The 20,907-nt window shown below is 67.6% G+C and carries 21 protein-coding genes; 19 read left to right on the top strand and 2 right to left on the bottom strand.

Going from position 1 to position 20,907, the window contains the following annotated elements; genetic code table 11:
* Positions 1-104 precede the first annotated feature (104 nt).
* On the top strand, positions 105-1,970 hold the full coding sequence (locus tag ACMZPQ_RS09295) for an ABC-F family ATP-binding cassette domain-containing protein (RefSeq protein WP_197584126.1): 1,866 nt from the start codon (positions 105-107) through the stop codon (positions 1,968-1,970).
* Positions 1,971-2,232: 262 nt separating this feature from the next.
* Here ACMZPQ_RS09295 and ampR read toward each other — a convergent pair whose 3' ends face one another.
* Positions 2,233-3,099, bottom strand: a complete 867-nt coding sequence (gene ampR / locus ACMZPQ_RS09290) for a LysR family transcriptional regulator AmpR (protein ID WP_197583077.1) — start codon at positions 3,097-3,099, stop codon at positions 2,233-2,235.
* Between the two features lie 174 nt (positions 3,100-3,273).
* Here ampR and blaL2 point away from each other — a divergent pair, with 174 nt between their 5' ends.
* The 3 genes from blaL2 (at position 3,274) to ACMZPQ_RS09275 (ending at position 6,173) form a co-directional block, all read left to right on the top strand.
* Complete coding sequence (gene blaL2 / locus ACMZPQ_RS09285) at positions 3,274-4,188, top strand: L2 family extended-spectrum class A beta-lactamase (RefSeq protein ID WP_197583076.1); 915 nt, start codon at positions 3,274-3,276, stop codon at positions 4,186-4,188.
* Positions 4,189-4,273: 85 nt separating this feature from the next.
* Positions 4,274-5,488 carry a cation:proton antiporter domain-containing protein gene (locus ACMZPQ_RS09280; protein ID WP_197583075.1) on the top strand — a complete coding sequence of 405 codons (1,215 nt, stop codon included), beginning with the start codon at positions 4,274-4,276 and terminating at the stop codon, positions 5,486-5,488.
* Between the two features lie 43 nt (positions 5,489-5,531).
* A complete protein-coding gene (locus ACMZPQ_RS09275; RefSeq protein WP_197583074.1) occupies positions 5,532-6,173 on the top strand; it encodes a hypothetical protein in 642 nt (213 codons plus the stop codon).
* A gap of 106 nt (positions 6,174-6,279) precedes the next feature.
* On the opposite strand, the gene ACMZPQ_RS09270 is transcribed toward ACMZPQ_RS09275, so the two are convergent.
* Positions 6,280-7,023 carry a DUF3011 domain-containing protein gene (locus ACMZPQ_RS09270; RefSeq protein WP_197583073.1) on the bottom strand — a complete coding sequence of 248 codons (744 nt, stop codon included), beginning with the start codon at positions 7,021-7,023 and terminating at the stop codon, positions 6,280-6,282.
* Positions 7,024-7,182: 159 nt separating this feature from the next.
* Between ACMZPQ_RS09270 and aspS the strand changes: the two genes are divergently transcribed.
* The 15 genes from aspS to pal all read left to right on the top strand — a co-directional run bounded on the left by aspS (position 7,183) and on the right by pal (position 20,842).
* Positions 7,183-8,934 (top strand): aspartate--tRNA ligase, encoded by a 1,752-nt coding sequence (gene aspS, locus ACMZPQ_RS09265; RefSeq protein ID WP_197583071.1) that lies wholly within the window; start codon positions 7,183-7,185, stop codon positions 8,932-8,934.
* Between the two features lie 16 nt (positions 8,935-8,950).
* Entirely contained in the window at positions 8,951-9,274 is a 324-nt protein-coding gene (locus ACMZPQ_RS09260) for a DNA primase (protein WP_197583070.1), read from the top strand.
* A 31-nt stretch (positions 9,275-9,305) separates the two neighbouring features.
* Positions 9,306-9,827 carry a GNAT family N-acetyltransferase gene (locus tag ACMZPQ_RS09255; RefSeq protein WP_197583069.1) on the top strand — a complete coding sequence of 174 codons (522 nt, stop codon included), beginning with the start codon at positions 9,306-9,308 and terminating at the stop codon, positions 9,825-9,827.
* 75 nt (positions 9,828-9,902) lie between these two features.
* Complete coding sequence (locus tag ACMZPQ_RS09250; RefSeq protein ID WP_197583067.1) at positions 9,903-10,535, top strand: esterase/lipase family protein; 633 nt, start codon at positions 9,903-9,905, stop codon at positions 10,533-10,535.
* A gap of 188 nt (positions 10,536-10,723) precedes the next feature.
* Positions 10,724-11,455 (top strand): YebC/PmpR family DNA-binding transcriptional regulator, encoded by a 732-nt coding sequence (locus ACMZPQ_RS09245; RefSeq protein ID WP_008268284.1) that lies wholly within the window; start codon positions 10,724-10,726, stop codon positions 11,453-11,455.
* 105 nt (positions 11,456-11,560) lie between these two features.
* The gene (gene ruvC, locus ACMZPQ_RS09240) at positions 11,561-12,082 is read left to right on the top strand and encodes a crossover junction endodeoxyribonuclease RuvC (RefSeq protein ID WP_008268142.1); all 522 of its coding nucleotides are present in this window, start codon (positions 11,561-11,563) and stop codon (positions 12,080-12,082) included.
* Between the two features lie 13 nt (positions 12,083-12,095).
* Positions 12,096-12,689, top strand: coding sequence for a Holliday junction branch migration protein RuvA (gene ruvA / locus ACMZPQ_RS09235; protein WP_197583066.1), 594 nt, complete (start codon positions 12,096-12,098; stop codon positions 12,687-12,689).
* A 49-nt stretch (positions 12,690-12,738) separates the two neighbouring features.
* Positions 12,739-14,658 carry a potassium transporter Kup gene (locus tag ACMZPQ_RS09230; RefSeq protein ID WP_414486119.1) on the top strand — a complete coding sequence of 640 codons (1,920 nt, stop codon included), beginning with the start codon at positions 12,739-12,741 and terminating at the stop codon, positions 14,656-14,658.
* 344 nt (positions 14,659-15,002) lie between these two features.
* Positions 15,003-16,043 carry a Holliday junction branch migration DNA helicase RuvB gene (gene ruvB, locus ACMZPQ_RS09225; RefSeq protein WP_197583064.1) on the top strand — a complete coding sequence of 347 codons (1,041 nt, stop codon included), beginning with the start codon at positions 15,003-15,005 and terminating at the stop codon, positions 16,041-16,043.
* Positions 16,033-16,464 (top strand): tol-pal system-associated acyl-CoA thioesterase, encoded by a 432-nt coding sequence (gene ybgC / locus ACMZPQ_RS09220; RefSeq protein ID WP_197583063.1) that lies wholly within the window; start codon positions 16,033-16,035, stop codon positions 16,462-16,464. Before ruvB ends, ybgC begins: the two co-directional genes overlap by 11 nt.
* 10 nt (positions 16,465-16,474) lie before the next feature.
* Positions 16,475-17,254, top strand: a complete 780-nt coding sequence (gene tolQ, locus ACMZPQ_RS09215) for a protein TolQ (RefSeq protein WP_197583061.1) — start codon at positions 16,475-16,477, stop codon at positions 17,252-17,254.
* 24 nt (positions 17,255-17,278) lie between these two features.
* Positions 17,279-17,707 (top strand): protein TolR, encoded by a 429-nt coding sequence (tolR, locus tag ACMZPQ_RS09210; RefSeq protein ID WP_008265776.1) that lies wholly within the window; start codon positions 17,279-17,281, stop codon positions 17,705-17,707.
* Complete coding sequence (gene tolA, locus ACMZPQ_RS09205; protein WP_197583060.1) at positions 17,697-18,752, top strand: cell envelope integrity protein TolA; 1,056 nt, start codon at positions 17,697-17,699, stop codon at positions 18,750-18,752. Before tolR ends, tolA begins: the two co-directional genes overlap by 11 nt.
* A 188-nt stretch (positions 18,753-18,940) precedes the next feature.
* The gene (gene tolB, locus ACMZPQ_RS09200) at positions 18,941-20,260 is read left to right on the top strand and encodes a Tol-Pal system beta propeller repeat protein TolB (RefSeq protein WP_197583059.1); all 1,320 of its coding nucleotides are present in this window, start codon (positions 18,941-18,943) and stop codon (positions 20,258-20,260) included.
* Between the two features lie 63 nt (positions 20,261-20,323).
* Positions 20,324-20,842, top strand: coding sequence for a peptidoglycan-associated lipoprotein Pal (pal, locus tag ACMZPQ_RS09195; RefSeq protein ID WP_005410748.1), 519 nt, complete (start codon positions 20,324-20,326; stop codon positions 20,840-20,842).
* The last annotated feature ends 65 nt before the right edge of the window (positions 20,843-20,907 follow it).

Below are 20,907 nucleotides of genomic sequence, written 5' to 3'. Positions count from 1 at the left end.
GCCGCGCATCCCGGGACGCGTCAAGTATTCGTTAACGCTAGAATTGCGTCGCAGGAACAGTGCTCACCAGCACATTCCATCCGGTTATATGGACCCCTCCCCCGATGATTTCCCTTCGTAATTTCGCCTTGCGCCGCGGCGAGCGGCTGCTGTTGTCCAATGTCGACCTGACCCTGCACGCCGGTTACCGGGTGGGTGTGGTCGGCCGCAACGGTGCTGGCAAGTCCAGCCTGTTCGCGGCGGTGAAGGGCGAGCTGGAGGCGGACAAGGGCGACGTCGACCTTCCCGGCAAGGTGCGCATCGCCAGCGTGGCCCAGGAAACGCCGTCGCTGCCCGATCCGGCGCTGAGCTTCGTGCTCGGCGGTGATACCGAGGTGGCCGCGGTACTGGCCGCCGAAGCCGACGCCACCGCCCGCGAGGACTGGGAAGCGGTCGCTGAAGCGCATACGAAGATGGCCGAGCTCAACGCCTACGACGCCGAAGCGCGCGCCGGCAAGCTGCTGCACGGCCTCGGCTTCCCGGCCGAGACCCACCACCGCGCGGTGTCCTCGTTCTCCGGCGGCTGGCGCGTGCGCCTGAACCTGGCGCGCGCGCTGATGATGCCCAGCGACCTGCTGCTGCTCGACGAACCGACCAACCACCTCGATCTGGACGCGGTGTACTGGCTGGAACAGTGGCTGCTGAAGTACCCGGGCACCCTGCTGCTGATCTCGCACGACCGCGAGTTCCTCGACAACGTGGCCACCCACACCCTGCACCTGCACGGTGGCGGCGCCAAGCTCTACCCGGGCGGCTACACCGATTTCGAGCGCCAGCGCGCCGAACAGCTGCGCCAGCAGCAGATCGCGCACGAGAAGGAACAGGCCGAACGCGCGCACCTGCAGAGCTTCATCGACCGCTTCAAGGCGCAGGCCAGCAAGGCCGCGCAGGCGCAGAGCCGCATGAAGCGCCTGGCCAAGCTGGCCGGTACCGAAGCGGTGCGTGCCGAGCGCGAGTTCCGCATCGAGTTCGCGCCGCCGGCCAAGCTGCCGTTCTCGCTGATCCGCCTGAATCACGTCGAGGCGGGTTACGGCAAGGACGCGGTGATCCTGCACAACGTCGGCTTCGGCCTGGAAGCGGGCCAGCGCATTGGTCTGCTCGGCCCGAACGGTGCCGGTAAGACCACTCTGGTCAAAACCCTGGTGGGCGAGCTGGCGCCGATCGTCGGCGAGCGCATGGCCCACCCGGACCTGAAGATCGGCTACTTCGCCCAGCACACGGTGGAGTCGCTGCACGAAGGCCAGTCGCCGATGGAGCACTTCCGCGAGATCGCGCCGGACGCACCGAACCAGTCGTTCCGCGACTTCCTCGGCAAGTGGAACTTCCCGGGTGACCGTGCATTCGAGCCGGTCGATGGGTTCTCCGGTGGCGAGCGCGCGCGCCTGGCACTGGCACTGATTGCCTGGCAGCAGCCGAACGTGCTGCTGCTGGACGAACCGACCAACCACCTTGACCTGGAAATGCGCGAAGCGCTGGCCGAAGCCCTGGCTACCTTCGAAGGCGCGATCGTGATGGTCTCGCATGACCGCCACCTGATCGGCCTGGTCTGCGATACCTACTGGCGCGTGGCCGATGGCGTGGTCGAGCCGTTCGACGGCGACCTCGACGCGTATGCGGCGTGGCTGCGCACCCGTCCGCAGGCGCAGGGCACCAAGGCGCGCATGGAGCAGGTGGAAGAGCCGGTGGTGGTCAAGACCGCGCCGGTGGCGCAGGTGGTGCAGAAGAAGCCGGTGAATCCGCACAAGCTGGCCGCGGCCGAAGCCAAGGTAGCCGAACTGGAGAACAGCCTGGCCGAACTGGACCGTCAGCTGGCCGACCCGGCCAACTACGCCGATGCCACCCGCATGGCGGTGATCGGCCGCGACCGCGAAACCGCGGCCGCGCAGCTGGAAAAAGCCGAAGCGGCGTGGATGGAGCTGCTGGAGTCGTAACCGGTAGTTCCGGCCGCTGGCCGGCAGCGCGATGCGCCCACAACGATCAAGGGGTTGCCGGCCAGCGGCCGGCACTACCTACGCGCTCTGCGCCTGCAGCCACTCGCGAGCGCCTGGCCGGCTCACGCTCGGCACGCAGCTGGAAAAAGCCGAAGCGGCGTGGATGGAGCTGCTGGAGTCGTAACCGGTAGTGCCGGCCGCTGGCCGGCAGCGCGATGCGCCCACAACGATCAAGGGGTTGCCGGCCAGCGGCCGGCACTACCTACGTGCTCTGCGCCTGCAACCACTCGCGGAAGCGCTTGGCCGACTCACGTTCGGCACGCGAGCGCAGCCGGGTCAGCCAGTAACGGCCCAGCTCGAGCGTCGTGCTGAACGGCTGCAGCAGGCGGCCTTCGGCCAGTTCCTGCTCGAACATGCGCAGCGGCAGCAGCGCGACACCGGCACCGCCGGCGGCGGCCATCGCCACCGTCAACGAGGAATCGAACACCGGCCCGCGCGCTTCCACGCCACTGACCCCGGCTGCCTGCAGCCAGCGCGGCCATTCGTCGCTGCGGTAGGAGCGCAGCAGCGGCACCGAGCCCAGGTCGCGCGGTTGCTTCAGCCGTCGTGCCAGTGCCGGTGCGCACAGCGGCGTGAACGGCGCCTCCAGGATCGCGGTGCACGCCTGGCCCTGCCAGTCGCCGTCGCCGAAGCGGATCGCCAGGTCCAGGCCTTCGCCGGCCAGGTCGATGCGGTTGTTGTGGGTCTGCAGGCGCAGCTCGATGTCCGGGTGCGCGGCCTCGAACGCGGCCAGCCGTGGCAGCAGCCAGCCGGTGGCGAAGGTGCCGACCACGCCCAGCGTCAGCACTTCGCGCGCCGGTCCGCCGGTGTAGCGCGCAATGCTGGCCGAGATGCGTTCGAAGGATTCGTTGAGCACCGGATACAGGGCCGCGCCTTCGTCGGTCAGCGCGACACCACGCGGCAGGCGATGGAACAGGCGGATGCCGAGCCGATCCTCCAGGCCACGGATCTGATGGCTCAGCGCGGCCTGGCTGACGCACAGCTCCAGCGCGGCACGGGTGAAGTTCTGGTGGCGGGCGGCGGCTTCGAAGGCGCGCAGCGCGTTCAGCGGCAGGGTGGGGTGCAGCATTGCGCAGCCGTGAGCTGGAGTGATGGGTGATCCTAACGCTTCACTGGCCAGTTTCGGGAAATTAAGGGGTTGAATACGACATGCATGAATAAATCTCATGCCAGGTGCTGATTTTTTGCGCTGGTCGCTCCCGCAGGCGGCATCAATAATCGAGCGGTCACCAGGAGAACCCCTATGCTTGCCCGTCGCCGATTCCTGCAGTTCAGTGGTGCTGCCGTTGCGTCCTCGCTGCTTGCCCCTGCGCTGGCGCGGGCCGTTGCACCTGCGTCCGGCACACCCGCCGCGAAAGCCGCCATTGCCGGCGCCGCCGATTTCGCCGCGCTGGAGAAAGCCAGCGGTGGCCGCTTGGGCGTGACCGTACTGGACACCGGTAGTGGCCGTCGCATCGGCGGGCATCGGCAGGACGAACGCTTCCCAATGTGCAGCACGTTCAAGTCGATGCTGGTGGCCCATGTGCTGAGCCTGGCGGATGCAGGCCGCGTTTCGCTCGACACCCGCGTGCCCATCGCCGAGCAGGATCTGCTGTCCTACGCCCCGGTGGCGCGCCGCCATGTGGGCAAGGACCTGACGGTGCGCGACCTGTGCCGGGGCACGCTGACCACCAGCGACAACACCGCGGCCAACCTGCTGCTGGACGTGGTGGGCGGGCCGTCGGCACTGACGGCATTCCTGCGCGGGCAGGGCGACAGCGTTACCCGCAATGACCGCAACGAGCCGGACGTGAATCTGTTTGCGAAGGGAGACCCGCGCGATACCACCAGCCCGGCCGCGATGGCCACCAGCCTGGCCCGCTTCGCGGTGGGCAAGGGCCTGCAGCCGGCATCGCGCCAGCAGTTCGCCGACTGGCTCATCGACAACCAGACCGGCGATGCCTGCCTGCGCGCCGGGCTGGGCAAGCGCTGGCGGGTGGGCGACAAGACCGGCAGCAACGGCGACGACACGCGCAACGACATCGCCGTGCTGTGGCCGCATGCGGGCGGCGCAGCGTGGGTGGTCACCGCCTATCTGCAGGGCGCGTCGGTCGATGACGACCAGCGTGCAGCCGTGCTCGCACGGGTGGGGGCGCTGGCCGATGCGATGATCGGATGAGGTAACCGGGGTCATTCGAAAATGGCTTGCCGGATCGGGCGGGTACGCGCATCCTGCGCGCGTTCGAACCCCACGGAAGACCCCGATGAGCCATGAGTTGATCTACCTGCTGCTGATCTTCGCGCTGCTGGTGATCCCGCGCGCGCTGCAGCGCTTCAGCCTGCCAGCGCCGTTGACCTGCCTGCTGTTCGGCATCATCGGCATGCTCTGGCTGGGCGACCAGGCACACGACGCGGTGATTGGCCTGCTGGCCACGCTGGGTATTTCCTCGCTGTTCCTGTTCGCCGGCCTGGAGGTTGACCTGCAGGCGCTGCGTCGTGGCATGTGGCCGCTGCTGGCGCATCTGGTGATCCGTACCGGCACGCTGTTCGGCGTGGGTTGGCTGGCCTGGCGCTATGCGGGGCTGCCATGGCAGGCCGCGGGCCTGCTGGCGCTGGCGCTGCTGACGCCGTCCACCGGCTTCATCATGGATTCGCTGTCGCGGCTGGGCCTGAGCGAGGACGAGCGGTTCTGGGTGACCAGCAAGGCCATCGCCGGCGAACTGCTGGCGCTGGCGGCACTGTTCATCGTGCTGCAGGCCGGTGACCCGGGCCACATGGCGCTGTCCAGCCTGGCCCTGCTGGCGATGATGATCGGCCTGCCACTGCTGTTCATCGCGCTGGGGCGCTGGGTGGCGCCGCACGCGCCCGGCTCGGAATTCTCGCTGCTGGTGATGGTCGGCATGGTCGCTGCGTACATCACCTATCTGCTGGGCGTGTATTACCTGGTCGGCGCGTTCATCGCCGGCCTGGTCGCGCGCCTGCTGCACCAGCGCATGCCGCTGCTGGCCTCGCACGAGAACCTGCACGCGCTGCGCCTGTTCGCCTCGTTCTTCGTGCCGTTCTACTTCTTCAACGCCGGCACCAAGGTGCCCAGCGAAGCGCTCAGCTTCGAGGCGCTGGGGCTGGGCATCGTGATCACCCTGGTGGTGCTGCCGCTGCGCATCGGCGTGGTCTGGCTGCAACGCCGGGTCATGTTCGGCGAGAGCTTCCGCAGCAGCCTGCGGGTCTCGCTGGCGCTGGCACCGACGCTGATCTTCACCTTGGTGCTGGCCGCGATCATGCGCGAGCGCTTCCAGATTCCGGCCGTGCTGTTCGGCGCGCTGCTGCTGTATGCGGCACTGACCACGCTGCTGCCGTCGCTGGTGTTCCGCACCCCGTTCGATGTCGATCCGGTGGAACAGGAGCCGGCGGGCGAGGGCGAGGCCGCACCGGTGGCGGCCACCGAGACGTTGCCGGAGGCTCCACCGGCGCCACGCTGAGCTGCCGTTTGCGCCCATCGGTCATGGCCGTTAGGGTTGGGGCATGAGACTACCCGCCGTTGCCACCGCTGCCGCCCTCCTGCTCAGCCTCGCTGCGTGTACGCAGCGCTCCGATACGGTTGCCCATGATCTGGCGACCGCACCGGCCGATGCCTTCATGGCCGCCATCGCCGCGCACTGTGGCCAGGCCTATGCCGGCAAGGTGGTGGAGGACACGCCGGCGCCGACGGACAAGGACCCGTTCGCCGGGCAGCGCCTGGTGATGCATGTGCGCGGCTGTGCCGATCCGGCGCATGAGCTGCGCATCCCGTTCCATGTCGGTGATGACCACTCGCGGACGTGGGTGCTGACCCGCACGCCGAACGGGCTGCGCCTGAAGCACGATCACCGCCATGAGGACGGCAGCGCGGATGCGATCACCCTGTATGGCGGCGACAGCACGCCGCCGGGCACCGCCGGCCGCCAGCAGTTTCCGGCCGATGGCGACTCGGTGGCGATGTTCCGTCGTGCCGGCATGCTGGCGTCCACGTTCAATACCTGGGCGATGGAGATCGACCCCGACCAGGCATTCGTCTACGAACTGACCCGCCCGGACGGACGCCGCTTCCGCGTCAGGTTCGACCTGAGCAAGCCGGTCGACCTGCCGCCAGCGCCGTGGGGCGACGACAAAGCGCCCGCACCGTGATCGCGGGGTCGGATCCCTCCTGCGGAGGGCTCCGACCCATGCGTGGATACGCGATACCGGGCCGGGGCCAGAGCCCTGGCCATCGGCCAGGGATCCGAGCCCTTGCTCAGCGCGTACCAAAGCGCGCGCGGCAGCCGTTGCTTACCCACACCTGGCCGCGTGAATAGCCCCAGCTGCGGCCTTCCTGGCAGGCGCTGCCGGACAGCTGCTGCTGCAGCACCGGCCGGCCCTGGCGTTCATCCCAGTCGCAGTTCTGCGTGCGGTTGTTGTTGCTGCTGCAGGTCACCGAGTAGTTGCTGTTGCCGCCACCCCAGCCGCCCCCGCCGCCGCCCCAGCCGCGGGCTTCGGCAAATTCGGCGCGGCAGCCATTGCTGACCCACACCGCGCCGTTGCGCACGCCCCAGCTGCGGCCCTCTTCGCAGGGGCTGCCGGACAACTGGCGGACCAGGCGGGCATTGCGCCAGCCGACCGGGCAGCTGCGTTCGCGGTTGTTCTGGCTTTCGCAGCGGATGGTGTCGCCGGGGCGCCCATTATCGCCGCCCCAGCCACCGCCGTTGCCGCCGCCCCAGCCGCCCCGGGCTTCGACGAATTCGGCGCGGCAGCCGCTGGTGACCCAGATGCTGCCATTGCGGCTGCCCCAGGTGCGGCCTTCCTCGCACGGGCTGCCGGACAACTGGCGGACCAGCTGCGCGCTGCGCCAGCCGGTGTTGCAGACCCGTTCGCGATTGCTCTGGCTTTCGCAGCGGATCACCCCGTTCTGTGCAGTGGCGGACGGGGCGGGCAGGGCGAGGGTGCCCAGTGCACCCAGGCTGAGGGTCACGGCCAGGCTGGCCAGGGACAGCGGTTTCATGGCGGCATCCCATACGGTGGCAGGTGCCCGACTATAGGGAGGGGGGCGATCAAGCCGGTGTGACTGGCCGGATTTGCCCCGGCCGGGGCCTCGGCCGCAGAATACGAGGCTTTCCGGCCCCCATCCGGTGCCGGCGTTCTCCAGCGGAGCTTCCCCCCAATGCGTACCCACTTCTGCGGCCTGGTCGACGAGACCCTGATTGGCCAGACTGTCACCCTCGCCGGCTGGACCGACGTGGCCCGTAACCAGGGCGGCGTCTGCTTCATCGATCTTCGAGATCATGAAGGCATCGTGCAGGTGACGGTGGAGGTCGACAACGCCGAAGTGTTCGCCGTGGCCGCCTCGCTGGGCTACGAGGACGTGCTGCAGGTGGAAGGCGTGGTGCGTGCCCGCCACGCGGTGAACGACAAGATGCGCACCGGCAAGGTGGAAGTGATCGCCACCACCATCACCGTGCTGAACAAGGCCGCGCCGCTGCCGTTCCACGCCCACGAGAACCCGGGCGAAGAAACCCGCCTGAAGTACCGCTATCTGGACCTGCGCCGTCCGGAGATGCAGCGCATGCAGCGCACCCGCATCAAGCTGGTGCAGGCGCTGCGCCGCCACCTGGACGAGAAGGGCTTCCAGGACATCGAAACCCCGATCCTGACCAAGGCCACCCCGGAAGGCGCGCGCGACTTCCTGGTGCCGGCGCGCATGCACCCGGGCGAGTTCTACGCCCTGCCGCAGAGCCCGCAGCTGTTCAAGCAGATCCTGATGGTGGCCGGCTTCGACCGCTACTACCAGATTGCGCGCTGCTTCCGCGACGAAGCCCTGCGGGCCGACCGCCAGCTGGAATTCACCCAGCTGGACATGGAGTTCGCCTTCGTCCGCGAACGCGACGTGCAGGATTTCGTCGAGAACATGATCCGTGCCATCTTCAAGGAAGTGGTCGACGTCGAACTGGACGCCAGCTTCCCGCGCATGACCTGGGCCGAAGCCATGCGTCGTTACGGTTCGGACAAGCCGGACCTGCGCATCGCGCTGGAACTGGTCGACGTGGCCGAACTGGTCAAGGACAGCGAGTTCCCGGTGTTCACCGGCCCGGCCAATGACGCCGAAGGCCGCGTGGCCGCGCTGCGCATCCCGGGCGGGGCAGCGCTGTCGCGCAAGCAGATCGACGAATACGCCGCGCACGCCGCCAAGTACGGCGCCAAGGGCCTGGCCTACATCAAGATCGCCGACAACGGCGAAGTCAGCTCGCCGATCCAGAAGTTCTTCAGTGAGGCATCCTTCGCTGCCCTGGTCGCCCACGTCGGCGCCGGCAACGGCGACATCGTGTTCTTCGGCGCCGGTGGCTACAACAAGGTCTCCGACTTCATGGGCGCCCTGCGCCTGAAGGCCGGCAAGGACTTCGGCCTGGTCGCCGACGGCTGGGCACCGCTGTGGGTCACCGACTTCCCGATGTTCGAGTGGGACGAGGAAGAACAGCGCTACGTCGCCCTGCATCACCCCTTCACCGCACCGGCCGTGGACGACATCGCCGACCTGCGCGCCAACGCCCGTACCGCCGTCTCGCGTGGTTACGACATGGTGCTCAACGGCAATGAAATCGGCGGCGGTTCGATCCGTATCCACCGTCCGGACATGCAGAGCGCGGTGTTCGAACTGCTCGGCATCGGCGCCGAAGAAGCCCGCGCCAAGTTCGGCTTCCTGCTCGACGCGCTGAACTACGGCGCGCCGCCGCACGGTGGCATCGCCTTTGGCATCGACCGCATCGCCGCGCTGATGGCCGGCACCGAGTCGATCCGCGACGTCATCCCGTTCCCGAAGACCACCGGTGCACAGGATCTGATGACCGACGCGCCGTCGCCGATCGTCGACGCGCAGCTGGCCGAAGTGCACATCCAGGTTCGCCCCAAGACCAACTGATCAGGAGATCCAGGCAATGACCGAGTTTGCGTTTTCGCTGGAGTGGGAAAAGCTGGGCAATGAAGGCTCCGAGGCCAACCTGGTCACCGAGCGTGCGCGCGTGTTCGGGGGTTGGCTGGTCCGCGTCGGTACCAATCCGGCGGCGATGGCCTTGACCTTCGTCGCCGACGGCGAAGGCCGTTGGGATGGTGAGGACTTCGGCGTCGAGGATTACGAGGACGACGAAGAGGAAGAGTACGACGAGGACGAAGAGGGCGAGGAAGAAGAGGACGAGGACGAAGAGGAATACGAGGAAGAGGACGAGGAACACGAAGCCGCGGAAGCGCCGGAAAAGGCTTGACCCGCGCTTCACCCTGACGTCAACTTCCTGCATGTATTCCATCCGCCGCGCCACCGTGGACGACGCGCCGACCCTGTCGGCGCTGGCCGCCCGCACGTTCACCGAGACCTTCGGCCATCTGTACCCGCCGCAGGACCTGCAGGCCTTCCTCGACGAGGCCTACACGGTCGAGCGCCAGCGCGTGATCCTGGCCCACCCGGATTACGCGGTGTGGCTGCTGGAACTGGACGGGGAGGCGGTCGGCCATGCCGCCGCCGGCCCCTGTGGCCTGCCGCATCCGGAGGTGAAGCCCGGTGATGGCGAACTCAAGCGCCTGTACCTGATCAAGACCCAGCAGAGCTGTGGCTGGGGCAGCCGCCTGCTGGAAACCGCGCTGGCCTGGCTGGAACACGATGGCCCACGCACGCTGTGGCTGGGCGTGTGGTCGGAAAACTTCGGCGCGCAGCGCTTTTATGCCCGCTACGGTTTCGAGAAGGCCGGCGAATACCTGTTCCCGGTGGGTGACACCCACGATCTCGAATTCATCCTGCGCCGCGCACCGCGCGCGGCCTGACGTTCACCGTCGCTTGCTGCGCGCGCGTGTTCAATTGCAGTACGTTCCTGCCCCGCTGACCGCCAGGCTGTTTGCATGACTCCCCCCGTATTGCTGCTGCATGGCATCTGGAATGCCCGTGCCTGGGTTGGGCCACTGGCCTGGCGCCTGCGCGCGCGTGGCTTCCAGGTACACGCGTTTGGCTATTCCTCGGTGTTCGGCGGCCCCGACGTGGCTGTGCCACAGTTGCTGGAGCGGCTGGCCGATGCCGGCCCGCTGTCGCTGGTCGGCCACAGCCTGGGCGGTTTGCTGGCGCTGGAAGCGCTGCGCCGCAATCCGCAGCTGCCGGTGCAGCGCGTGGTCTGCCTGGGCTCGCCGCTGCGCGGCAGCGGCACGGCGCGCTCGTTGTCCGATCATGGCTGGGGGCTGGCGCTGGGGCGCAGCAGCGAGCTGCTGCTGGATGGCCTGCCGGACTGGCAGGGCAAGGCCGAGGTCGGGCTGATCGCCGGCTCGGTGCCGCATGGCCTGGGCAGCCTGCTGGGCGCGCTGGATGACGAATCCGATGGCACCGTGGCCCTGGCCGAGACCCGCCTGCCAGGGCTTTCCGACCATTGCGTGGTGCGCACCAGCCACAGCGGCCTTGTCGTATCGCCCGATGCCGCACGGCAGACCGCGTATTTCCTGCGCCACGGCCAGTTCGACCACAGCCGCGACGCCGCTGCCGCATGATTGAGTGGGTGCGGCCTGCTTTGGTGGGTGCCACCGGCTTGCTTTGGTGGGTGCGAACCGTTGGTTCGCACGCTCTCCGCTCTCCACCAGGCATGACCTGGCGGCATCCTTCCGCCCTAGACACGGTTGCAGCGCCCGATCAGGTAGAATCCGCGCCTTGATCCTGAAGCAGCCAGACGGTAGCACCCATGGGTAGAGGCCCCTCCATCGAAGCCCGCAAGAACGCGTCCGACGCGAAGCGCGGCAAGATTTTCACCAAGATCATCCGCGAGATCGGCGTGGCCGCGCGCGGCGGTGGAGGCGACCCCAACAACAACCCGCGCCTGCGCGTGGCCATGGACAAGGGCCTGGCCGTGAACATGTCCAAGGACGTGATCGAGCGCGCCATCAAGAAGGCGACCGGTGAACTGGAAGGCGTCGACTACGAGGAAATCCGCTATGAGGGCTATGCCCCGGGCGGCGTGGCCGTGATCGTCGACTGCCTGACCGACAACCGCGTGCGTACCGTGGCCGATGTCCGCCATGCGTTCAGCAAGTGCGGCGGCAACATGGGCACCGAAGGCTCGGTGGCCTTCATGTTCAAGCGCCTGGGCGTCATCAGCTTCGCCCCGGGCGCCGACGAGGACGCCATCACCGAAGCCGCCATTGAGGCCGGCGCCGATGACATCGTGGTCTACCCGGACGACGGCTCGATCGACGTGGTCACCAGTCCTGACGCGTTCAACGCGGTCAAGGACGCGATGGCCGCCGCCGGTCATGTCGCCGGCCACGCCGAGATCACCTTCCGCGCGGACAATGACATCAAGGTCGAGGGCGAGGTCGCCCTGCAGGTCAAGAAGCTGCTGGACATGCTCGAAGACCTGGACGACGTGCAGGACGTGTACTCCAACGCCGAACTCGGCGCCGACGCCTACGCCTGAGCCGTCTTTGACGGCCTGGGCGCGGGCCGTTGAACGGTCACCGCGGACAGACATGAGCCCATACGCCTGCCAGCGCTTCCCGTTCCGTCCCGCCAGGAGTGCGGCATGACCCGCATTCTCGGCATCGACCCCGGTTCGCAGCGGACCGGGGTCGGCATCATCGATGTCGACGCCGCCGGCCGCGTCAGCCATGTGCACCACCAGCCGCTGGTGCTGCTGGGCGCCGACGACTTCCCGCAGCGGATGAAACTGCTGGTGCTGGGCCTGGCCGACCTGTGCCGGGAGTACCAGCCCAACGAAGTGGCCATCGAAAAGGTCTTCATGGCCCGCAACCCCGATTCGGCGCTGAAGCTGGGCCAGGCCCGTGGCGCGGCGATTTCCGCGGTGGTGCTGCGTGACCTGCCAGTGCACGAATATGCCGCCAGCGAGATCAAGCTGGCCGTGGTCGGCCGCGGTGGCGCTGAAAAGCAACAGGTTCAACACATGGTCGGGCTCATGCTCAACCTGAAAACCAAGCTGCAGGCCGACGCGGCCGACGCGTTGGCGGTGGCGATCACCCATGCCCACGTAAGGGCAACGGCCAACCGCCTGGGGCTCAGCGCCCGCCAGGCGTGGGGCCGCAAATGAGGAGCTGCACGCAATGATCGGTCGACTGCGCGGCATCGTCGCCTACAAGGCGCCGCCGTGGCTGGTGGTGGACGTGAACGGGGTGGGCTACGAGCTGGAGGCGCCGATGAGCACCTTCTACGACCTGCCCGAGCTTGGCCGCGAGGTCACCCTGTATACCCATTACGCGCAGAAGGAAGACAGCGTCTCGCTGTACGGCTTCCTGCGCGAGGGCGAGCGGCGGCTGTTCCGCGACGTGCAGAAGGTCAGCGGCATCGGCGCGAAGATCGCGCTGGCCGTGCTGTCCGGCGTCACTATCGAGGAGTTCGCGCGCATGGTCCAGGCCGGTGACATCACCGCGCTGACCCGCATTCCTGGCATCGGCAAGAAGACCGCCGAGCGCATGGTGCTGGAACTGCGCGACCGCGCGGCCCAGTTCGGCGCGGGCGGGGCGTTGCCCACCGGCAGCGGCCCGGCCCCGGCCGACCCGCTGTCCGACGCCACCGTGGCCCTGCAGCAGCTGGGCTACAAGCCGGCCGAAGCGGCACGCATGGCCCGCGACGCCTTCAATGAGGGCGACGAAGTGGCCACCGTGATCCGCAAGGCACTGCAGTCGGCGCTGCGCTGATCCGTTTTCCTTTCCTTCAACGAACCGCCTGAGCTTCGCCAGGAGTCCCATGTCCAGCAGTCAAACCCCGCACGCAGCTGCCCCCGGCGGCCACGGTCACGCCCCTCCCGCCGGAGGCATGGCGCTGATCATCGGTGCGATCGGCGTGGTCTTCGGCGATATCGGTACCAGCCCGCTGTACACCCTGAAGGAGGCGTTCTCGCCGCACTACGGGCTCAACAGTGACCACGACACCGTGCTGGGCGTGCTGTCGCTGGCGTTCTGGGCACTGAACATCGTGGTCACGCTGAAGTACGTGACCATCATCATGCGCGCCGACAATGACGGCGAGGGCGGCATCATGGCGCTGATGGCGCTGACCCAGCGCACGCTGCGCAACGGGTCGCGCTCGGCTTACGTGGTCGGCATCCTCGGCATCTTCGGCGCCTCGCTGTTCTTCGGTGACGGCGTGATCACTCCGGCCATCTCGGTGCTGGGTGCGGTCGAGGGCCTGGAGGTGGCCGCGCCCGGCCTGCATGCCTTCATCGTGCCGATCACGGTGGTGGTGCTGCTGATGGTGTTCGCCGCGCAGCGCTTCGGCACCGAGAAGATCGGCAAGGCGTTCGGCCCGATCACCTCGGTCTGGTTCATCTCGCTGGCCGCGATCGGCATCTACAACATCGTCGACGCACCGGAAGTGCTGAAGGCGTTCAACCCGTGGTGGGCGATCCGCTTCTTCATGGAGCACAGCTGGCACGGCATCTTCATCCTCGGTGCGGTGGTGCTGGCGGTGACCGGTGGCGAGGCGCTGTACGCCGACATGGGCCACTTCGGTGCCAAGCCCATTCGCCACGCCTGGTATTTCTTCGTGCTGCCGTGCCTGGTGCTGAACTACCTGGGGCAGGGCGCACTGGTGCTCAACCATCCGGAGGCGCTGAAGAACCCGTTCTTCGAAGCGGTGCCGCCGTGGGCGCTGTACCCGATGATCATCCTGGCCACGATGGCGGCGGTGATCGCCTCGCAGTCGGTCATCACCGGCGCATTCTCGGTCTCGCGCCAGGCCATGCAGCTGGGCTACATCCCGCGCATGCGCATCAAGCACACCTCGCACGACACCATCGGCCAGATCTACATCCCGGGCATCAACTGGGGTATCGCGGTGATGGTGATCGGCCTGGTGCTGGCCTTCCGCAGTTCGTCCAACCTGGCCGTGGCCTACGGCATCTCGGTGTCGGCCACCATGCTGATCGATACCCTGCTGCTGGCCCTGGTGGCCCGCTCGCTGTGGCCGAAGGCGCGCGCCTGGATCCTGCCGCTGTGCGTGGTGTTCTTCATCATCGACCTCGGCTTCGTCATCGCCAACGGCGCCAAGCTGCTGCAGGGCGCCTGGTTCCCGGTGGTGCTGGGCATCTTCCTGTTCACCATGATGCGCACCTGGCGCCGTGGCCGCGAGCTGCTGCGCGATGAGATCCGCAAGGACGGCATCCGCCTGGATACCTTCCTGCCGGGCCTGATGCTGGCACCGCCGGTACGCGTGCCCGGCACCGCGGTGTTCCTCACCGCCGACCCGACCGTGGCCCCGCACGCGCTGATGCACAACCTCAAGCACAACAAGGTGCTGCACGAGCGCAACGTGTTCCTGCACGTGGTGACGCTGCCGGTGCCGTATGCGCCGGAGGGGCAGCGGCTGAAGATCGAATCGGTGGGCGACGAGTTCTACCGGGTCTACGTGCGTTTCGGCTTCATGGAGACCCCGGACGTGCCGCTGGCGCTGATGCGCTCGTGCGACCACGGCGGCATCTATTTCGACCCGATGGACACCACCTTCTTCGCCAGCCGCGAGACCATCGTGGCCACCGCCAACCGCGGCATGCCGATCTGGCGCGACAAGCTGTTCGCGCTGATGCATCGCAACGCCGCCCCGGCGACGGGCTTCTTCCGCATTCCGGGCAACAGATTGGTGGAACTGGGCGCCCAGGTGGAGATCTGACCGCAGGGGTCGGATCCCTTTTCCACAGGAAAAGGGCTCTGACCCCATGTCTTGAGTCATCCACACCTCCATCCACGCATGGCGTGGATCTACCGTGTCGACCAAGAGCCGCCCATGTCATTCCGACAGATCGCAGGACTCTGTCGAAGGCGGGGTGGGTCCGGTTGCGGGGCATCCGCGCCATGGATGGCGCGGCTGAGCCCCCATGGACGGGTTTACGGCGTCCCCGCAACCGGACCCACCCCGCCATTCCCCAGGAAACCGGCGTTTGAAGTTGACGTTGCCGTTAGCGGGTGCCGGGCGCAGCCCGGCCGAAACCCGTACTTTTGCCGCATAATCAGCACATGACCGACGACCGCATCATCGGCGCCGGCGCCACCCGCGAGGATGACGCCGCCGACGCCAGCATCCGTCCCAAGCGGCTGGCCGACTACCTCGGCCAGGCCCCGGTGCGTGAGCAGATGGAAATCTACATCGAGGCGGCCAAGGGGCGCGGCGATGCGCTCGACCACGTGCTGATCTTCGGGCCGCCCGGCCTGGGCAAGACCACTCTCAGCCACGTCATCGCCAACGAGCTGGGCGTGGCGCTGCGGGTGACCTCCGGGCCGGTGATCGAGAAAGCCGGCGACCTGGCCGCGCTGCTGACCAACCTGCAGCCGCACGATGTGCTGTTCATCGACGAGATCCATCGCCTGTCGCCGGTGGTCGAAGAAGTGCTGTACCCGGCGATGGAAGATTTCCAGATCGACATCATGATCGGCGAGGGCCCTGCGGCCCGTTCGATCAAGATCGACCTGCCGCCGTTCACCCTGATCGGCGCCACCACCCGCGCCGGCCTGCTGACCGCGCCGCTGCGCGACCGCTTCGGCATCGTCCAGCGCCTGGAGTTCTACAGCGTCGAAGAGTTGACCCGGATCGTGCGCCGCTCGGCCAGCATCCTCGGCATCGACTGCACCGCCGATGGCGCCGGCGAGATCGCGCGCCGCGCGCGTGGTACGCCGCGTATCGCCAACCGCCTGCTGCGCCGCGTGCGTGACTATGCCCAGGTCAAGGCCGGTGGCCACATCGACGAAGCTGTCGCGCAGGCCGCAATGCAGATGCTCAAGGTCGACCCGGAGGGCTTCGACGAGCTCGATCGGCGCCTGCTGAAGACCATGGTCGACTACTTCGATGGCGGCCCGGTCGGCATCGAATCGCTGGCGGCGGCGCTGTCCGAAGAGCGCGGCACGCTGGAAGACGTGGTTGAGCCGTACCTGATCCAGCAGGGCTTCCTGGTGCGCACCGCGCGCGGCCGCATGGCCACCCACAAGGCCTACCGGCACATGGGCCTGAAGCCGAAGAACCCGCCGCAGGACCTGTTCGCGGAGGTTCCCGATGTCGGTTGAGCCGCGATTCAGTTGGCCGACACGCATTTACTGGGAAGATACGGACGCTGGCGGGGTGGTCTACCACGCCCGCTACGTGGCCTTCATGGAACGGGCCCGGACCGAATGGATGCGTGCGCTGGGCTACGGCCAGGAGCGCATGCGCGCCGAGCACGGCATGGTCTTCGCGGTGCGCTCGATGCAGATGGATTTCATCAGGCCGGCGCGGCTGGATGACACCCTGCAGGTGAGCGCCCGCCTGGTCCAGCTGAAGAAGGCCAGCATGGTCTTCGACCAGCAGATCCTGCGCGACGGCGAGCTGCTGCTGTCGGCGCAGGTCCGCATCGCCGCACTGGAAGCGGCCAGTTTCCGCCCGCGTGGCATGGACGAATCCGTCCTTGCCGTGCTGCAACCCCACCTCCACCCCGAATCCGAACACTGAGGAACAACGGATGATCGCAACGCTCCTGGCCCTGCAGGCCACGGTCACCGAGGCACTGCCGGCCGACGTCAGCAACGCCGCGACACAGACCCTTGCCCAGGCCACCACCGGCGGCGGCATCAACTACCTCGAACTGATGGCCAAGGCCAGCCTGCCGGTGAAGATCATCGTGCTGCTGCTGCTGGTCGGCTCGTTCGTCAGCTGGGTGATCATTTTCCGCAAGGCCCGCGTGTTCAAGCAGGCCACCCGTGAAGCCGACGAGTTCGAGAACCGCTTCTGGTCCGGCGCCGACCTGGGCAAGCTTTACAGCTCGGCCACCGACCGCAGCCGCAATGTCGGCGGCCTGGAGGCGATCTTCGAAGCCGGTTTCCGCGAGTACACCCGCCTGCGCGACAAGCGCCGGCTGGATGGCCGCGCGCAGCTGGAAGGCGCGCAGCGCGCGATGCGCACCACCTATACGCGCGAAGTCGACCAGCTTGAGCGCAACCTGGAACTGCTGGCCAACATCGGCTCGACCGCCCCGTACGTGGGCCTGGTCGGTACCGTGTTCGGCATCATGGTGACCATGCACGACATGATCAGCAGTGGCGCGCAGGCCGGTATCGCTGCCGTCGCCCCGGGCATCTCCGAAGCGCTGTTCGCCACCGCCATCGGCCTGTTCGTGGCCATTCCGGCGGTGTGGGCCTACAACCGCTTCACCACCCGCGTTGAGCGCATGTCGGTGCGGTTCGAGACCTTCGCCGATGAGTTCAGCTCCATCCTGCAGCGCCAGAGCGCTGGCGACGAGTAAGCGCCTGACCCGGGAGTCCAAGCCATGTCCGCTGCCATCGGTCGCCGCAAGCGCCGCAAGCTGAAATCGGAAATCAACGTCGTTCCCTACATCGACGTCATGCTGGTGCTGCTGATCATCTTCATGGTCACCGCACCGCTGCTCACCCTGAGTTTCGACGTCGATCTGCCGCAGTCCAACGCCAAGGCGCTGGAAAGCAAGCAGGACCCGGTGATCGTCTCGGTGCGCCAGGACGGCCAGCTGAGCCTGAAGCTGCCCGACGCCAAGGAGCCGGCCGCCGTCTCGGCCGAGGAACTGGAAGGGCGCCTGGCCGGCATCGTCGCCCAGGACAAGGGCGTGCGCGTGATCGTCGCCGCCGACCGCGCCGTGGCCTATGACAAGGTCATCGCCGCGATGGATGTGATCAAGCGCGCCAAGGTAGATAAGGTAGGCCTGGCCACCGATGCACGCTGACGCCCTGCCACCCCCGCAGCAGCGCGAACCCGGCTGGGGCCTGCCCCTGGCGCTGGCGGTGCTGGTGCATCTGCTGGTCGCGCTGGTCTTCATCGGCGCCTGGCTGTGGTCGCCCGAGCGCAACACCGATGCCGCCGCCGGCGATCCGTCGGTCGAGGCCAGCCTGGCGCTGTCCGCGTCCGAGGCCGCCGCCGCGCGCCAGGCGCTGCGCCAGTCGGAGAAACTGGAAGACCTGCCACCGCCGGTCGCTGAGCCGATCCCGGTGCCCGAAGACACCGTGCCGCCCCCGCAGCCGATTCCCGAGCCGCGCCCGCAGGATGCGCCGACGCCGCAGCAGCAACAGGCGCAGGAGCGTGTCGCGCAGCCGGATACCAAGGACCAGGAAGCGGCCAACGCGTTGGCCATCTCGCAGGAGAAGGCCAAGCAGGAGCAGGAAGCCAAGCGCCGCCAGGAGCAGATCGACCTGACCGAACGCAAGCGCCAGGAAGAAGCAGAGCAGAAGCTGCGCCTGGCCAAGCAGCAGGAAGAAGACGCCAAGAAGAAGCTGGCCGACCAGGCGCGTCAGGCTGCGGACAAGGCCGAGGCCGAGAAGCAGAAGAAGATCGCCGAGATCCGCGCCAAGCGTGAGCAGGCCGAGAAGGAAGCCAAGCTGGCCGAGCAGAAGCTGCGCCAGGTGGCTGCCGCGCGCAATGCCGCCGGTACCGCCGCTGCTGGCGCCAGTGGTGCCGCCCAGCCTGCCGCCGGCGGCGGTGGCAACAGCGACGATCTGTCGGCCAAGTACGCCGCGGCGATCCAGGCCAAGGTGCTGTCGCAGTGGGTGCGCCCGGATACGGTGCCGCTGGGCCAGCGCTGCACCATCACCATCACCCAGATTCCGGGTGGCACGGTGATGCAGGCCAAGGTCAGCCCGAACTGCCCGTACGACGAGGCCGGCAGGCGTTCGATCGAGGCCGCCGTGCTCAATGCGCAGCCGCTGCCGTACCGCGGGTTCGAGTCGGTATTCGCGCGCACGCTCAACTTCACCTTTACCGCCCAGGATCGCTGAGGCGGGGCAGGGCGGCCCACCCGGTCGCCCGCTGCCCAGGCTGCTCCCAAGGTGGCCGCGATGTTAACGGTGCGTGAGGTCACGGGCTGGAACTGACCCGGAATTCACGTACGCTTGGTTCATGATTGCGAAGCGGTTCACTTCCGCTTTGTTATCCCTCGTTCCGGTTTCCCCCTATTGAGCGCTCCATGAAAAAGATGCCTCGCTGGCTTGCCGTGTTTGCGGCCCTTCTGCTGCCCTTTGCTGCCGTCGCGCAGCAGAAGGGGCTGGATATCGACATCATCGGCGGCAATGCCTCCGCACTGCCGATCACCATCGTGCCGATGCCCTACCAGGGTTCGGCGGCTGCACCGCAGACCGACGTCGCCGGCGTGGTCCGCGCCGACCTCGAGCGTTCGGGCCAGTTCCGCACGCTGCCCGAAGCGCAGCTCGTCGAAAAGCCGGTGCGCGGCGGCGACATCCAGTTCGCCACCTGGCGCGCGCTGAAGCAGAACTACATCGTGGTCGGCCGTGTGCTCGACGCCGGTGCCGGCGCCTATCGCGTCGAGTACGAACTGTTCGACGTGCCCAAGGGCGAGCGCCTGCTCGGCCTGGCGATGACCGCCCGTGGCAACGCCATGCGCGACGTCGCCCACCAGATGGCCGACGCCATCTACGAGAAGATCACCGGTGTGCGTGGCGCCTTCTGGACCCGCATCGCCTACGTGACCGCCAGCGGCAAGGGCGATGCCATGCGCTACGCGCTGATGGTGGCCGACTCCGATGGCTACAACCCGCAGACCATCGTGCGCTCGGCCGAGCCGCTGCTGTCGCCGTCGTGGAGCCCGGATGGCAGCAAGCTGGCCTACGTCAGCTTCGAGCGTGGCAACTCGGCGATCTACATCCAGAACATCGGCACCGGCGCGCGTGAGCTGATCACCAGCTTCCGTGGCATCAACAGTGCCCCGGCGTTCTCGCCGGACGGTCGCAAGCTGGCCCTGACCCTGTCGCGCTCCGGCAACCCGGAAATCTACGTGATGGACCTGGGCAGCAAGCAGCTGACCCAGCTGACCAACCACTTCGCCATCGATACCGAGCCGACCTGGGCGCCGGATGGCAGCGCGGTGTACTTCACCTCCGACCGCGGCGGTCGCCCGCAGGTCTACAAGGTGGGCGCAGGCGGCGGCAGCGCCGAGCGCGTGACCTTCCAGGGCAACTACAACGCCAAGCCCTCGGTGTCCTATGACGGCAAGAAGATTGCCGTGGCACAGGGCTCGGGCAACAGCTACAAGATCGCGATGATGGACAGCTCGCTGGGCTCGCCGCGCTGGAGCACGCTGTCGCCGGGTTCGCTGGATGAATCGCCGAGCTTCGCGCCCAACGCAAGCATGGTGTTGTACGCCGCCCGCGAAGGTGGCCGTGGTGTGTTGTATGCCGTTTCGGCCGATGCGCGGGTTCGTCAGCGCCTGGTCCTGGCCGATGGCGATGTGCGCGAGCCGGCATGGTCCCCATACCGTACTCAGCGCTAAAAGAGTGTTAACATTTTGCTGTCTTGAACCCCTCATCGGCCTAGGAGCCACAAAGGTATCGCCATGAACAAGTCCACCCGCGTTCTGCTTGTTTCCCTGCTGTCTGTGGCCGTCCTGGCCGGTTGCTCGAAGAAGGTCAAGGAAGAGCCGGCAGCCCCGGTTGACACCGGCACCTCGACCACCACCCCGACCGGTCCGTCCACCTCCGGCCTGTACGGCCCGGGCGACCTGGACACCGACGCTTGCCTGCGCCAGCGCGTTGTCTACTTCGACCTGGACAAGGAAGACGTGAAGCCGGAATTCCAGGCCATCATGGCGTGCCACGCCAAGTACCTGCGTGACCGTCCGTCCTCGCGCATCACCCTGCAGGGCCACACCGACGAGCGCGGTTCGCGCGCGTACAACCAGGCCCTGGGCGAGCGTCGTGGCAACGGCGTCAACTCGGCGCTGCAGGCCAACGGTGGCTCGGCTTCGCAGCTGACCGTCGTGTCCTACGGTGAAGAGCGTCCGGTCTGCACCGAGTCGAACGAGTCCTGCTGGTCGCAGAACCGTCGCGTCGAAATCGTCTACACCGCGCAGTAATCCATGCGCATTGGCATCACATTGATGCTGGTCGTGGGGGGGGCCCCCGCGGGGGGCCCCCCCGC

Origin of the sequence: Stenotrophomonas maltophilia, assembly GCF_047497515.2 — a bacterium.
In the GTDB taxonomy this organism is placed as follows: domain Bacteria; phylum Pseudomonadota; class Gammaproteobacteria; order Xanthomonadales; family Xanthomonadaceae; genus Stenotrophomonas.
Note: the sequence above shows the minus strand (reverse complement) of the source record. Positions and strands in the feature narration are given on the sequence as shown.